This window comes from Bacillus pumilus (assembly GCF_009937765.1).
Lineage (GTDB): Bacteria > Bacillota > Bacilli > Bacillales > Bacillaceae > Bacillus > Bacillus pumilus_O.
The window spans coordinates 3,166,463-3,179,768 of the sequence record NZ_CP047089.1 but is presented as its reverse complement, the minus strand read 5'-3'; the positions used below and the strand labels follow the sequence as shown (position 1 = coordinate 3,179,768).

At 41.2% G+C, this 13,306-nt stretch carries 16 protein-coding genes and 1 other annotated feature; of the genes, 15 read left to right on the top strand and 1 reads right to left on the bottom strand.

Translation table 11 applies throughout. The features are described from left to right. Nucleotides 1-19: 19 nt before the first annotated feature. Nucleotides 20-949 carry a Na/Pi symporter gene (locus GPS65_RS15800; RefSeq protein WP_144473721.1) on the bottom strand — a complete coding sequence of 310 codons (930 nt, stop codon included), beginning with the start codon at nucleotides 947-949 and terminating at the stop codon, nucleotides 20-22. 182 nt (nucleotides 950-1,131) lie between these two features. Between GPS65_RS15800 and rpsU the strand changes: the two genes are divergently transcribed. The 15 genes from rpsU (at nucleotide 1,132) to recO (ending at nucleotide 13,001) form a co-directional block, all read left to right on the top strand. Further along, nucleotides 1,132-1,305 (top strand): 30S ribosomal protein S21, encoded by a 174-nt coding sequence (rpsU, locus tag GPS65_RS15795; RefSeq protein ID WP_003152957.1) that lies wholly within the window; start codon nucleotides 1,132-1,134, stop codon nucleotides 1,303-1,305. Between the two features lie 14 nt (nucleotides 1,306-1,319). Continuing rightward, on the top strand, nucleotides 1,320-1,769 hold the full coding sequence (locus GPS65_RS15790) for a GatB/YqeY domain-containing protein (protein WP_041086254.1): 450 nt from the start codon (nucleotides 1,320-1,322) through the stop codon (nucleotides 1,767-1,769). A 141-nt stretch (nucleotides 1,770-1,910) separates the two neighbouring features. Then, the gene (locus GPS65_RS15785; RefSeq protein WP_144473719.1) at nucleotides 1,911-3,224 is read left to right on the top strand and encodes an NfeD family protein; all 1,314 of its coding nucleotides are present in this window, start codon (nucleotides 1,911-1,913) and stop codon (nucleotides 3,222-3,224) included. A gap of 27 nt (nucleotides 3,225-3,251) precedes the next feature. Continuing rightward, nucleotides 3,252-4,244, top strand: coding sequence for a flotillin-like protein FloA (gene floA, locus GPS65_RS15780; protein ID WP_012010621.1), 993 nt, complete (start codon nucleotides 3,252-3,254; stop codon nucleotides 4,242-4,244). Nucleotides 4,245-4,275: 31 nt separating this feature from the next. After that, nucleotides 4,276-4,761: a hypothetical protein gene (locus GPS65_RS15775; RefSeq protein ID WP_144473717.1), complete on the top strand. Its 486-nt coding sequence runs from the start codon at nucleotides 4,276-4,278 to the stop codon at nucleotides 4,759-4,761. A 208-nt stretch (nucleotides 4,762-4,969) separates the two neighbouring features. Then, the gene (yqfC, locus tag GPS65_RS15770; protein ID WP_012010618.1) at nucleotides 4,970-5,251 is read left to right on the top strand and encodes a sporulation protein YqfC; all 282 of its coding nucleotides are present in this window, start codon (nucleotides 4,970-4,972) and stop codon (nucleotides 5,249-5,251) included. Nucleotides 5,252-5,269: 18 nt separating this feature from the next. Beyond that, entirely contained in the window at nucleotides 5,270-6,460 is a 1,191-nt protein-coding gene (yqfD, locus tag GPS65_RS15765; RefSeq protein WP_144473715.1) for a sporulation protein YqfD, read from the top strand. Nucleotides 6,461-6,463: 3 nt separating this feature from the next. Beyond that, entirely contained in the window at nucleotides 6,464-7,423 is a 960-nt protein-coding gene (locus GPS65_RS15760) for a PhoH family protein (RefSeq protein ID WP_003217430.1), read from the top strand. A 114-nt stretch (nucleotides 7,424-7,537) separates the two neighbouring features. Beyond that, entirely contained in the window at nucleotides 7,538-9,649 is a 2,112-nt protein-coding gene (locus GPS65_RS15755; protein WP_391509971.1) for an HD family phosphohydrolase, read from the top strand. Next, a complete protein-coding gene (gene ybeY, locus GPS65_RS15750) occupies nucleotides 9,650-10,129 on the top strand; it encodes an rRNA maturation RNase YbeY (protein WP_012010615.1) in 480 nt (159 codons plus the stop codon). After that, on the top strand, nucleotides 10,107-10,493 hold the full coding sequence (locus GPS65_RS15745) for a diacylglycerol kinase family protein (RefSeq protein ID WP_041815743.1): 387 nt from the start codon (nucleotides 10,107-10,109) through the stop codon (nucleotides 10,491-10,493). Before ybeY ends, GPS65_RS15745 begins: the two co-directional genes overlap by 23 nt. Before the next feature lie 113 nt (nucleotides 10,494-10,606). After that, a complete protein-coding gene (locus GPS65_RS15740) occupies nucleotides 10,607-11,005 on the top strand; it encodes a cytidine deaminase (protein WP_012010614.1) in 399 nt (132 codons plus the stop codon). Then, nucleotides 10,998-11,903 (top strand): GTPase Era, encoded by a 906-nt coding sequence (era, locus tag GPS65_RS15735; protein WP_012010613.1) that lies wholly within the window; start codon nucleotides 10,998-11,000, stop codon nucleotides 11,901-11,903. Before GPS65_RS15740 ends, era begins: the two co-directional genes overlap by 8 nt. Nucleotides 11,904-12,051: 148 nt before the next feature. Then, entirely contained in the window at nucleotides 12,052-12,195 is a 144-nt protein-coding gene (locus GPS65_RS15730) for a YqzL family protein (protein ID WP_003217288.1), read from the top strand. A 35-nt stretch (nucleotides 12,196-12,230) separates the two neighbouring features. Next, complete coding sequence (recO, locus tag GPS65_RS15725) at nucleotides 12,231-13,001, top strand: DNA repair protein RecO (RefSeq protein ID WP_012010612.1); 771 nt, start codon at nucleotides 12,231-12,233, stop codon at nucleotides 12,999-13,001. A 39-nt stretch (nucleotides 13,002-13,040) separates the two neighbouring features. After that, nucleotides 13,041-13,218: a binding site (T-box leader), on the top strand. The last annotated feature ends 88 nt before the right edge of the window (nucleotides 13,219-13,306 follow it).

Genomic DNA, 13,306 nt, shown 5'->3' with positions numbered 1-13,306 from the left:
AAAAGGCAAGCTGGTGTTTTTATTTTGATTGATTCGGTAAAAGACATAAAATCAATGTGTGAAATGGACGGATGAATGGGAAGAAAAGCAAAGAGCTTGCCACATTAAACAGCAGGCTAAAATGCGCAATTTGCTGGGCTGGCGCATTTGCAAGCAGGGCGACGAATTCAGTTATCATGGCGAGAAACGGGAGACATAAAAGCACTCCGAGCACATTAAACAAAACGTGTGCATAAGCTGTTTGTCGTGCTGCATAGCCGCCAGATATGGCAGCCATTACGGCTGTAATACATGTCCCGATATTGGACCCTAATACAAAGCTGATGCCTTCCTGAAGCCCAACTGTTCCTTCATTCATAAACCCCATTAAAATACCGATACAAACGGAGCTCGAATGAACAATCGCAGTAAAAATAGTGCCAGAAAGCAGTGCCGTCCAGTCAGAATGCTGCATCATTTCAAGAAAGCGCAATGTCTCAGGCTGACTTGTCATCATACCTGCAATTTTAGAAAAGCCTTGAATGCAGAAAAAGATCATCCCGAGCCCAAATATACTTTTTCCTGCATGCCTAAAGGATTTCCTGCCTAACATCATGCATATCAGACCAGCTAGGATCAAGACCCACATGAAAACATCCATTTTAATGGCAATAAATTCTGTTGTAAACGTAGAGCCAATATTCGTACCAAGAATCATTGGAATGGACTTTTTAAAAGAGAGAATGCCTGTACTGACAAAGCCGATCACGATGACCATAAACGCTGAACTGCTTTGAAGAATTCCTGTAAATATAATACTGACTAAGAATGCCTTTACTGGGTGATCTGTAAAGAGAAGAAGTGATTTCTCAATACGAGACGACGCAAGCGCCATTAATCCTTTTCTCAGCAAACCCATTGACCATAAAAAAATGAAAATAAGTGCACAAAAATAAATGATCGCCATCATAGAAAAGTCCTCCTCTTACCAATGAATATATGGACTTGTCTACCTGCTCATGACGAAAATATATTTCCAAATCACTTAGTTGACCTCACACTAGGCTTATATTATAATGTCTAGGTACATGTTTTGCATGTATATCTTTTTTTAATGCAGTCGATTGGTGTATTCGGAGGGAGGGAAAGAGAATGTCAAAAACGGTCGTTAGAAAAAACGAATCGCTTGAAGATGCTCTTCGTCGCTTTAAACGCAGTGTATCCAAAACTGGAACATTGCAAGAAGCAAGAAAGCGTGAATTTTATGAAAAGCCTAGCGTAAAGCGCAAGAAAAAGTCTGAAGCTGCTAGAAAACGTAAATTCTAAAGAGGGTGGATTTTATGAGTCTTCTTGAGCAATTAAATTCTGATATGAAGCTTATGATGAAAAACCGTGAGAAAGACAAGCTTGTTGTCATTCGGATGGTAAAGGCTTCGCTCCAAAATGAAGCAATTAAGCTTAAGAAAGACAGTTTGACCGGCGATGAGGAACTAACCGTCCTTTCCCGCGAGATTAAGCAACGTAAAGACTCCCTCCATGAATTTTCGAAAGCTAATCGCTTAGATTTAGTAGATAAAGTTCAAAAAGAGATTGACATCTTAGACGTTTATTTACCTGAACAGCTTTCTGAAGAAGAACTGCAAACGATCGTGAAAGAGACGATCGCTGAAACAGGTGCTTCATCGAAAGCTGATATGGGTAAAGTCATGAGCGCTATTATGCCAAAAGTAAAAGGTAAAGCTGATGGAGCTGTCATTAACAGACTTGTCAGCGAGCAGCTGTCTCAATAAAAAAGTATCCTTCTATTGTTAGAAGGGTACTTTTTTTATACCCTCATCATTCTGTCATATAAAAATGAAACCTATGATACATTTGTAACGTATGTAAAGGAACGGTAAAATGGAAGATAGAGAGGAGGGATCACCAAATAGATGAAAAAAATAAAAATTTCTATTGCTCTCTTCAGTTGTTTTATAATATGCTTATTATTAGGGGTTCAATTGACCGCGAAATCAGTAGATCAGAAAGTTCATGTTATCCCAATTGAAGATACAGTAGAAAAAGGACTTTCTAAATTTATTGAACGATCATTTGAGCATGCCAAGTCCGAACGAGCGAAACATATCATTCTAGACATCAATACGCCCGGTGGTGCAGTCGATGCCGCGCTTGAGATTGCAGATACTATTCGTGCGTCTGATATTCCTGTGACAGCGTTTGTGAATCATAGAGCGCTTTCAGCCGGGGCATTCCTTGCACTAAATGCCGATCAAATTTATATGACCCCAAATGGAAAGATGGGGGCTGCTGCGATCATTGACGGTGAAGGCAATGCTGCCGATCAAAAATCTGAGTCTCTATGGCTTGCTGAAATGAGCGATGCTGCCGAAAAGCAGGGACGTGATCCGAAATATGCGCTTGCGATGGCTGATTCAGACATAGATGCGAAAGATGCCGGTGCACCAAAAGGAGAACTGCTCACCTTTAATACGGATCGAGCGCTTCAATTCGGTTACGCAGAAGGTGAAGCGAAAAATTTAGATGACTTGCTTCAAAAACTGAAGTTAGCAAATGCTTCAGTTCAATATGATGAAGTAAGCTTTGCTGAAAAGGTTGCGCGCTTTCTTACGCATCCAATCGTCATTCCAATCCTTTTATCCATTGCAAGCTTAGGGTTAATCGTTGAACTCTATTCACCCGGATTCGGTGTTCCAGGCACCATGGGAGTGACAGCGCTTCTTCTATTCTTTTATGGTCATCTCGTGGCAGGCTTTGCAGGATATGAGACGTTGTTCCTGTTTTTAGCAGGGTTATTGCTCTTAATCCTGGAATTGTTTTTGCCGGGGGGAATCGTAGGTGTCATTGGACTGATCTGTGTGGTTGTCAGCTTATTTTTAGCAGCTGGAAGCTTTACAGAAATGGCGATTTCCATCTTGATTGCCACTGCTGTTTCAATCATAGCAGTTATCTTATTGACAAAGGTGTTGGGGAAACGTATGAAATTTTTTAAAAAATTCATTTTAACCGATTCAACCAATAAAGAAAGCGGTTATGTCTCAAATGAAACAAGAGAGGATCTTGTTGGACAGATCGCTGTTACATTGACAGCGCTTCGCCCATCTGGGACGGCTGTACTCGGAGATGAACGCATTGATGTTGTGTCAGAAGGTGCGTTTATTGACAAGGATGAACAGGTTAAAATCGTCAAAGCGGAAGGCTCACGCATTGTCGTGAGGAAAGTATAGATATACTGAATTTATAGGAGGAATAAAATGGATCCGTCTACTTTATTATTATTTGTGATTATCGCAGCAGGTCTGATCGTTCTATCGATCTTCTTCACCTTTGTACCGGTGATGCTGTGGATTTCTGCCCTAGCGGCTGGCGTAAGAGTGAGCATTTTTACACTTGTAGGAATGAGACTTCGCCGAGTCATTCCAAACCGAGTGGTCAATCCGCTCATCAAAGCACATAAAGCAGGTCTTGATGTGACGATTAACCAACTAGAAAGTCATTACCTTGCAGGTGGTAACGTTGACCGAGTTGTAAATGCATTAATCGCGGCTCAACGTGCGAATATTGAATTGAACTTTGCACGCTGTGCAGCAATCGACCTAGCAGGCCGTGACGTACTTGAAGCTGTACAAATGAGTGTAAACCCTAAAGTCATAGAAACACCATTTATCTCTGGTGTGGCAATGGACGGGATTGAAGTAAAAGCAAAAGCACGTATCACAGTTCGTGCAAACATCGAACGACTTGTCGGTGGTGCTGGGGAAGAAACAATTATTGCTCGTGTAGGTGAAGGGATTGTCTCTACAATCGGTTCGTCAAATAATCATAAAAGGGTTCTAGAAAACCCAGATATGATTTCTCAAACGGTTCTTGGTAAAGGATTAGATTCAGGTACTGCATTTGAAATTCTCTCGATTGATATCGCAGATGTGGATATCGGTAAGAACATCGGGGCAATTCTGCAAACAGACCAAGCAGAAGCAGATAAAAACATTGCACAGGCAAAAGCTGAAGAACGCCGCGCAATGGCTGTTGCCCAGGAGCAAGAAATGCGTGCGAAAGTTGAAGAAATGCGCGCGAAAGTCGTAGAAGCCGAGGCGGAAGTACCACTTGCCATGGCTGAAGCGTTACGTGAAGGGAATATTGGAGTCATGGACTACATGAATATTAAGAATATCGATGCTGATACGGATATGAGAGATTCATTTGGTAAAATGACAAAAGGTCCATCTGATAATGAAAACAAATAAGCATCCTCTCACGCTTTAAGGAGGGAGCCCAATGGACATTTTATTTGAAAATCCGTTACTAATTGCGATTATCATCGGTATTATCTCTGCTGTATTTGGGAAAATCGGCAAACAAGAGGAGAAGGAACAAGACAACCGGCAACATAAGCCGGCTCCTCAGAATAAGCCTATGCCTCAAAAGAAAGCAGAAAACCCGGTCTCAACAGACCGGTTGGACGATTTTGGCGATGTGCATGATCATGGCGGGATGAAGAAACAAGGTTCACAGTCCTTACAGGATCGTTATACCGCTACACTAGCTGAAATGGAAGAAAGAAAAAGCGAGCTGAATAAAGAGTTCAAATCTCTTGAAAGGCAGCTGACCAAGCCGAAAGCTTCTGCTGCGGAAATGAAGCCGCACGTCATTGACAAGCTTAATCAAAATACTGTTGTTCAAGGCATGCTTCTTGGAGAAGTATTTGGAGAGCCGCGCGCGAAAAAGCCGCACAGAACGATGAACCGGCCATATAAAAGATGAACAAGAAAGTCCCTTTATATAAAGGGGCTTTTTATGTTTGTCCTGATAGAGACCTCTCGCAGTGAATAATGATGAAATGGCTGTTTTGCGGGATTCATTAGCATGATCTGAACCACTAAGGAATAAGATGATATAGAGGCTTTCTCAGCGGTCTCACCATCTTTCAGTTTGATCTCATACACATGAGGTGGGAAGGGGTTCTTATTGAATGGGCAAAAGAAAAAATCGACTTAAAGCATGGCTGACAAGAACACTTGAAATCCCTCCAGACGTCATGATGGATCTTCCCCGTATTACGATGGTTGGCAGACTCCACATTTACATAGAGAACCATAAAGGGCTTTTGCTTTTCAGTGATCAAGAAGTAAGGCTAATGCTCAAGCAAGGACAATGCATTATTTCAGGGAAAGATTTTGTGATTAAAACGATTTTGCCAGAAGAGATCTTATTAGAAGGGAAAATCGATGAGGTCCGTTATATTGATTCTTAACTGACGGAGGGGAGAAGTGTGAAGAATAAATGGTTCGCCTATTTTATTGGCAGAGTGGAAGTGGAGATCAAGGGAAACGGCATTGAGCGGCTTATCAATGAGTGCACGAGACAGGGGATCACAATGTTTCAAGTGATCCGCCGTCAAGACAGCGTGCGCTTATTTATTCGCTTATCAGATGTACATGCTTTCAGAAAAGTACAAAGACATCATGAGGTATCATGTTCGTTTCATCAAAAGAAGGGATTTCCGTTCCTTCTCCTATGGTCAAGGAAGAATATTGGGTTTACCCTTGGGATTGTGTTTTTTCTAGCGACGATATTGGCGCTTTCGAACATGGTGTGGAAAATTGATATTAAAGGAGCCAATCCAGAAACTGAACATCAGATGAGAAAGCATTTAGACGAGATTGGGGTACAAAAAGGCCGTTTTCAGTTTCTAATGGGAACACCTGAAAAAATCCAAAAATCACTGACCGCCAATATTCAAAGCATTACATGGGTTGGCGTTGAACTTAACGGTACAACATTTCAAATGAAAGTTGTGGAAAAAAATGAGCCGGAAAAAGAAAAATATACAAGCCCACAGCATATTGTGGCCAAGAAGAAGGCGGTCATCACGAGAATGTATGTGGAAAAAGGAGAGCCGCTTGCCGCAGTTGATGAACATGTGAAGAAAGGACAAATGCTCGTCTCTGGCCTCATCGGCAGCGAAGACCAGCAAAAAACGGTCGGTGCTAAAGCAAAAATTTATGGAGAAACGTGGTACCGTTCTGAAGTTTCTGTCCCTCTTCAAACATCTTTTGATGTCTTTACGGGTAAAATGAAGACAAAGCACAAGCTCTCCGCATTTGGAGGTTCAGTGCCATTTTGGGGCTTTTCCTTTAAAAAGGATGATTTTAAGCAGCCAAAAACAGAAACAGAAGTTCACCCACTCCATTTCTTAAATTTCCAGCTCCCATTTTCCTATGAAAAAGAAACGACACGCGAAAGTGAAACAATGAACCGAACATACACAAATAAAGAAGCAGTTCAAGCAGGGATTAAAATGGGTAAAAAAGAATTAGAAGAGAAGCTAGGTCAAACAGGAGAGGTGAAAAGTGAAAAAGTTTTGCACGAGACAACAGGGAATGGTAAAGTTAAGTTAATCATCCTTTACCAAGTAATAGAAGATATTGTTCAACCAACACCTATTGTTCAGGGAGACTAGAGAATGACAGAACATTTACTTGAAATTCAACAAAAATTAGATAGCCCAAACGAAGCGATTGCTTTATTTGGTAATCAAGATGCTTATCTGAAACTGATGGAAAACGAGCTGAATGTCTCCATTATTACGCGCGGAGAAAAAGTGTATGTTTCTGGTCAGGAAGCATCAAGAGAAACAGCGAGCCGTCTGATGACATCTCTCTTACATCTCATCCGAAAAGGAATTGAGATTTCTGAACGGGATGTCGTATATGCCATTAAAATGGCGCAAAAAGATAAGCTCAATTATTTTGAAAATATGTATGAAGATGAAATTACGAAAAATGCTAAAGGAAAGTCAATCAGGGTAAAAACCATTGGCCAGCGGGAATATGCTGCGGCAATGAAAAAAGATGACCTTGTCTTTGGAATTGGACCAGCTGGAACAGGGAAGACGTATTTGGCAGTCGTCAACGCCGTACATGCACTGAAAAATGGACATGTGAAACGAATTATCCTGACAAGACCAGCTGTAGAAGCAGGAGAGAGCCTTGGCTTTTTACCAGGTGATCTAAAAGAAAAAGTAGATCCTTATTTAAGACCACTATATGATGCCTTACATGATGTGCTTGGCAGTGATCATACGGAACGTTTAATCGAGCGTGGGGTGATTGAAATAGCGCCTCTTGCCTACATGAGAGGGCGGACCCTTGATGACGCATTTGTTATTTTAGATGAAGCGCAGAATACAACGCCTGCCCAAATGAAAATGTTTTTGACGAGACTTGGGTTTGGCTCTAAAATGGTCATTACAGGAGATATTACACAGATTGACTTGCCGAAGGGCATGCAGTCTGGCCTTGCTGCTGCAAAGGACATGCTTGCAGAGATCAAGGGCATCTCATTTATTGAGCTAGACCAAACAGATGTGGTCAGACACCCGCTTGTGGCAAAGATCATCGGAGCATACGAAAAGCAAAAATGACCTTAATGACCCGATCGTCTTCATCGGGTCATTTTGTTTCGATCGTGGTTTAAAGTAAAAAAGGAGGTACTTTCCTTGAGAAAGAATCAGAAAGACAGTAAGCGTAAAAGACTGCTGTCTAAAAAAGAACCTCAGAAAATGGAGCGCTCACGCTATTTAAATGTTTTGCTATACGCTGGTTTAGCAGCCATTCTGTTCGTGGTGCTCTTCTTCCATGTAAAGCCTGAATCGCTCGACTTAGATTTATTTTCGGTGAGCGAACAGACCATCTATTCTCCATCAACCGTCGATGATCAAGAAGCGACAGAAGAAAAGAAACAAGAAGCAACAGATCAAGTAGAGGATCAATATACACTCAAAAAAGCGTATTCTGACAATCGAGTTGATCTCATCTCCTCCCTTTTCGAAGCTATAAAAGAAGAGAAAAAAGCAGCTGATGAAAAAGAGAATCCGCCATCGGATAAAGAAATGGTCAAGCGTGTAAAAGAAAAACTGACCTCAGATATGCAGGAGGCTGTTTCAGACCAATCCATCAAAGCGCTGCTTCAAGCAAGTGACGAAAATCTCTCTTTTACTAAGGATTCTATCATCACAGTGGTGAATTCACTGATGAGTAAAGAAATCACAGCAGCGAAATTGCAAGAAGAGAAAAAACAAGTGAAAACAGAGCTTGAAAACAACTCAATTCCATCAAAATACTTAAATGCAGCGAAAGAAATCGGTGAATTTGCGATCATTCCAAACTATGTATTTGATCCAGTGGCAACAGAGAAGAAAAGACAAGAAGCCGCTGATAATATTCAGCCGGTTCAGATTAAGCAAGGGCAAATCTTAGTCGAAGAAGGAGAGCTTATCGACCGAGAAGTGTATCGTAAATTAGAACTGACAGGGCTCTTAAACAGCTCCAATTTGATTAAGCCTGTAAGCGGTCTTATGATCTTGATTGGACTGTTTTTAGCAGCGATTATTCATTCACTTGAATCGAGGAAAAAATCGCTTGTTCATAAGAATAAGTCGTTGCTACTCTATTCGCTCATTTTCACGATTATTTTAGTCATCATGGAAGTATTCAGTCTCTTCCAGGAAACGAAATATACGACAATAGGATATGTGGTGCCAGTGGCACTTGGCACAATGCTGATCAAGCTGCTTATCAATGAGCGGCTAGCGATTTTCTCTGGTCTAGTATTTGCTCTTTGCGGCAGTATGATGTTTAATCAAGGTGTAACCGGCGTCTTTAACTATGTGATCTGCGCTTATTACCTTGTGAGCGGGATGGCGGGCATTTTATTTTTGAGAAAGCATAATGCACGTTCAAAAATATTACAGGCAGGGCTTTGGGTCTCTTTGGTGAATGTCCTTGTGGTTCTATCCATTACGCTCATCCAAAACTCCTCACCATCAGGGCTTGAAATCGGTGTAAACCTTATGATGGCAATTGTGTCAGGGTTTGCATCATCTATTTTGGTCATTGGGCTAATGCCTGTGTTTGAGAGTATGTTTGGCATTCTTTCAACAATGAAGCTGATTGAACTATCAAATCCAAATCATCCGCTGCTTAAAAAGATTTTAACAGAGACACCAGGTACATATCATCATAGTGTCATGGTGGCAAATTTAGCGGATGCGGCATGTGAAGCAGTCGGAGCAAACGGTCTTTTAGCAAGGGTTGGCGCTTATTATCATGACATTGGCAAAACGAAAAGACCCCAATACTTTATCGAAAACCAAATGAACATTGATAATCCGCATGACAAGCTTTCCCCTCAGTTAAGTAAAAATATCATTATTGCTCATACGACAGATGGAGCTGATATGCTGAGAGAAAAGAAGTTTCCTGAAGAGCTTGTCGATATTGCCGAACAGCATCACGGGAAGTCACTGTTAAAGTTCTTTTACTATAAGGCAAAAGAGCGTGATGATCAGGTGACAGAAGAAGAATTCCGTTATCCTGGTCCAAAACCGCAATCAAAAGAAGCGGCAATTATTTCTGTAGCGGATAGCGTGGAAGCAGCGGTACGATCGATGCATAATCCAAATCCAGAACGGATCGAAAAGCTCGTCAAAGGCATTATTTCCGATAAAATGCAGGATGGGCAATTCAGTGAATGTGATCTGACATTTAAAGAGTTAAATATTATTAGTCAAACGATTTGTACAACATTAAAGGGGATTTTCCATTCTCGGATTGAATATCCGGATGCCCCGAAGCAGAAGGTGAAGTAAATGACATTGTTAATTGATTTAATAGATGAAACAGGACAAGTATCAAAAGAGCAGCTTGAAGAAGTGGAAAAGCTTCTTCAGTTCGCTGCTGATGCCCTTGAGGTTAAAGATCAAGCGGAGGTATCAGTGACGATCGTCTCGAATGAAGAGATTCATCAAATCAATAAAGAATACCGCGGAAAAGACGCACCAACGGATGTGATCTCATTTGCACTTGAGGAAGAAGGAGAAGGGGAAATTGAAATCATTGGTGCTGATGATATTCCGCCAGTACTTGGCGACATCATCATTAGTGTGGACCGTACGAAAGAGCAGGCAGAGGAATATGGACATTCCTTTATGAGAGAGCTTGGATTCCTCACCATTCATGGATTTCTGCATTTGCTCGGGTTTGATCATATGACAGAGGAAGATGAAAAAGAAATGTTCGCCAAACAGACAAAGATCTTGGATGATTATGGCCTTTCAAGATCTTCGTAAGAAAAGAAGGCCGCTTGCCCGTTTTTTTCGGAGTTTTTATTATGCATTTAGAGGAATATGGCGAACTTTCTTGAATGAACGGAATTTTCGATTTCACACAGTCGCAGCCATCATCGTGATGATCTGCGGCTTTTGGTTTCACATTGAACCATTTGAATGGATGATCGTTTTGCTTTTATGCGGGGGGATGTTTGCGCTTGAACTTGTCAATACAGCCATTGAACATACAGTGGACCTGATGACAGAAGAGAGGCACCCACTTGCTGAGAAAGCGAAAGACGCTGCAGCAGGCGCTGTTTGCGTTTACGCCGCGATTTCGGTTATGATTGGATTGATCATCTTCTTACCGAAGATCATGCAATAGAACAATATTACTATTTATTAACATTTTTAGAAATGGGCGTGAAAATGTCACGTGAATTATGTAAAATATAAATGTGACAGTGGTACCATTTCTTCTGAAAGTGGGAACTAGGAATGAACAAACAAGAGTTGATTTCAGAAGCAATTAAAGCAAGGGACTTTGCATATGTACCCTATTCAAAATTCAAAGTCGGTGCAGCATTACTGTCGAATGATGGAACAGTGTATGGCGGCTGCAACATTGAAAATGCAGCATATGGTATGTGTAATTGTGCGGAAAGAACAGCACTTTTTAAAGCCTATTCAGAAGGCATCACATCGTTTCAAATGCTAGCAGTAGTGGCTGATACAGACCGTCCTGTTTCGCCGTGCGGGGCATGCAGACAGGTCATTTCAGAGCTATGTGCACCTGACATGCCAGTGATTCTAACGAACTTAAAAGGACAAATATACGAAACAACAGTAAATGAACTATTGCCAGGCGCATTTTCACCGGAGGATTTAAATGACTAACGAAAGCTTCAAATCAGGATTTGTATCAATTATTGGAAGACCAAATGTAGGAAAATCAACTTTTCTTAATCGTGTTATTGGACAAAAGATTGCTATCATGAGTGATAAGCCCCAAACGACACGAAATAAAGTGCAAGGTGTCTTAACAACAAACTCGTCACAAACGATCTTTATCGATACACCAGGTATTCATAAACCTAAGCATAAGCTTGGTGATTTTATGATGAAAGTGGCTCAAAATACACTGAAGGAAGTCGACCTGATCTTGTTTATGATCAATGCAAAGGAAGGCTATGGCAAGGGTGATGAATTCATCATTGAACGACTCAAGCAAACATCTACACCAGTATTTCTAGTCGTCAATAAAATCGACCAAATTCACCCAGATGAGCTGTTCCTTTTAATTGATGAATACCGCACACGTTATCCATTTAAGGAAATTGTGCCAATTTCAGCTCTTGAAGGAAACAACATTGATACGCTTCTTCAGCAGGTTGAAGGTTATCTTCCTGAGGGCCCGCAATTTTACCCAGCAGATCAAGTAACAGACCATCCAGAGCGATTTATTATTTCTGAATTAATTCGTGAAAAAGTGCTGCATTTAACGAGAGAAGAGATTCCGCATAGCATTGCAGTTGCGATCGAATCCATTAAGCCAGATGAAAATGGCAAGATCCATGTGGCGGCGACCATTGTCGTAGAACGTGATTCGCAAAAAGGGATTGTGATTGGGAAACGAGGCAGCTTATTAAAAGAAGTGGGACAAAAAGCGCGCAGAGATATCGAAGCACTTCTCGGTTCAAAAGTGTATCTGGAGCTTTGGGTAAAGGTTCAGAAGGACTGGCGTAATAAGTCCACTCACCTTCGTGACTTCGGATTTAGAGAAGACGAATATTAAAAAAACGTTGCTGTTGTCATAAAATCTGACAATGGTGCGGTTCGATTAGTAAAAATTGTTTATCATGAAATGGAGGTAGCCTGGTCAAGATAAAATCAATATGTTGGATGTAGCGTTGCTGCTTCTAATAAAGAAAGGTGGGGTTTTTATGTTGAATTTTACATGGAACGTATTTTCACAAACAGGAAGCGTTGACACGTATCTGCTTTTCAAAGAGTTAGAAAAGGAGAACCTGGAAAGACCCGATGTACTTGAAGAAGAGATAGCACGATTTGATTTTCCAATCTTATAATTCTTGACCCCCTCCAATGCTCGGAGTGTAGACAAATGCTCATTAAAAGTGAAGGAATCGTCCTTAGAACAACAGATTATGGCGAAACAAACAAAATTGTCACGCTGCTCACTAGAGAACATGGGAAAATTGGTGTGATGGCAAGAGGCGCAAAAAAATCAAACAGCCGCCTGTCAGCCATAAGCCAGCCGTTTTTATACGGAACCTTCCTGATCCAATCATCAACAGGACTTGGAACGCTCCAGCAAGGTGAAATGATTGAAAGTATGCGGACCATTCGGGAAGATTTATTTTTGACCGCATATGCCGCATACATGACAGAATTACTCGATAAAGGCACAGAAGAAAAAAAGCCAAACCCTTATTTGTTTGAGCTCTTGCTTCAATCTCTGCGTCATCTGAATGAAGGCACAGATGCTGATATTATCTTATTTATCGTAGAGGTTAAAATGTTATCAGTGATGGGGATGAAGCCCGAACTTGATCAATGTGTTCATTGTGGTCAAAAAGAAGGGCAGTTTCATTTCTCAATTAGAGATAACGGCTTCATTTGCCAAAATTGCTTTTCTAAAGATCCGTATAAACTGCCCTTATCCCCAGCAGCTGCAAGGCTGCTCCGTTTATTTCATTATTTTGATTTATCAAGGCTCGGTCAGGTTGATGTGAAACCGCAAACGAAACAAGAAATTCGTCAAGTGCTCGACCACTACTATGACGAGTATTCAGGCCTTTATTTGAAATCAAAAAAATTCATGAATCAAATGGAATCCATGAAAAAGCTCATGGGCGGGGAAAACAAAAGTTGACATCTTCCATGACTTTTTGTAAGATCATCTAAGATCAAATATGTTGCATTGACAGAAAGAAGTACTTGCGCAGAATCCATAAAAGCGACCTTAGGGCGGTGTGAGCTAAGGATGGAGGCGTAACGAAAGGCATTCTTGAGCAACGTAAAACAAAGCGGCTGGTTGCTACGATACCAGCAAATAGGGTGGAACCGCGGGAAAAACTCTCGTCCCTATGTTTGCAAGGAGCCTTGCGAGCATAGAGACGGGAGTTTTTGTGTTCTTTTGCGGGGTTCTAGACCCACCCGCTGTACATAGTGGATGGT

Coding starts and splice junctions, on each gene's coding strand:
- GPS65_RS15800 (WP_144473721.1), bottom strand. CDS start 949: ATGATGGCGATCATTTATTTTTGTGCACTTATTTTCATTTTTTTATGG.
- rpsU (WP_003152957.1), top strand. CDS start 1,132: ATGTCAAAAACGGTCGTTAGAAAAAACGAATCGCTTGAAGATGCTCTT.
- GPS65_RS15790 (WP_041086254.1), top strand. CDS start 1,320: ATGAGTCTTCTTGAGCAATTAAATTCTGATATGAAGCTTATGATGAAA.
- GPS65_RS15785 (WP_144473719.1), top strand. CDS start 1,911: ATGAAAAAAATAAAAATTTCTATTGCTCTCTTCAGTTGTTTTATAATA.
- floA (WP_012010621.1), top strand. CDS start 3,252: ATGGATCCGTCTACTTTATTATTATTTGTGATTATCGCAGCAGGTCTG.
- GPS65_RS15775 (WP_144473717.1), top strand. CDS start 4,276: ATGGACATTTTATTTGAAAATCCGTTACTAATTGCGATTATCATCGGT.
- yqfC (WP_012010618.1), top strand. CDS start 4,970: ATGGGCAAAAGAAAAAATCGACTTAAAGCATGGCTGACAAGAACACTT.
- GPS65_RS15760 (WP_003217430.1), top strand. CDS start 6,464: ATGACAGAACATTTACTTGAAATTCAACAAAAATTAGATAGCCCAAAC.
- ybeY (WP_012010615.1), top strand. CDS start 9,650: ATGACATTGTTAATTGATTTAATAGATGAAACAGGACAAGTATCAAAA.
- GPS65_RS15745 (WP_041815743.1), top strand. CDS start 10,107: ATGGCCTTTCAAGATCTTCGTAAGAAAAGAAGGCCGCTTGCCCGTTTT.
- GPS65_RS15740 (WP_012010614.1), top strand. CDS start 10,607: ATGAACAAACAAGAGTTGATTTCAGAAGCAATTAAAGCAAGGGACTTT.
- era (WP_012010613.1), top strand. CDS start 10,998: ATGACTAACGAAAGCTTCAAATCAGGATTTGTATCAATTATTGGAAGA.
- GPS65_RS15730 (WP_003217288.1), top strand. CDS start 12,052: ATGTTGAATTTTACATGGAACGTATTTTCACAAACAGGAAGCGTTGAC.
- recO (WP_012010612.1), top strand. CDS start 12,231: ATGCTCATTAAAAGTGAAGGAATCGTCCTTAGAACAACAGATTATGGC.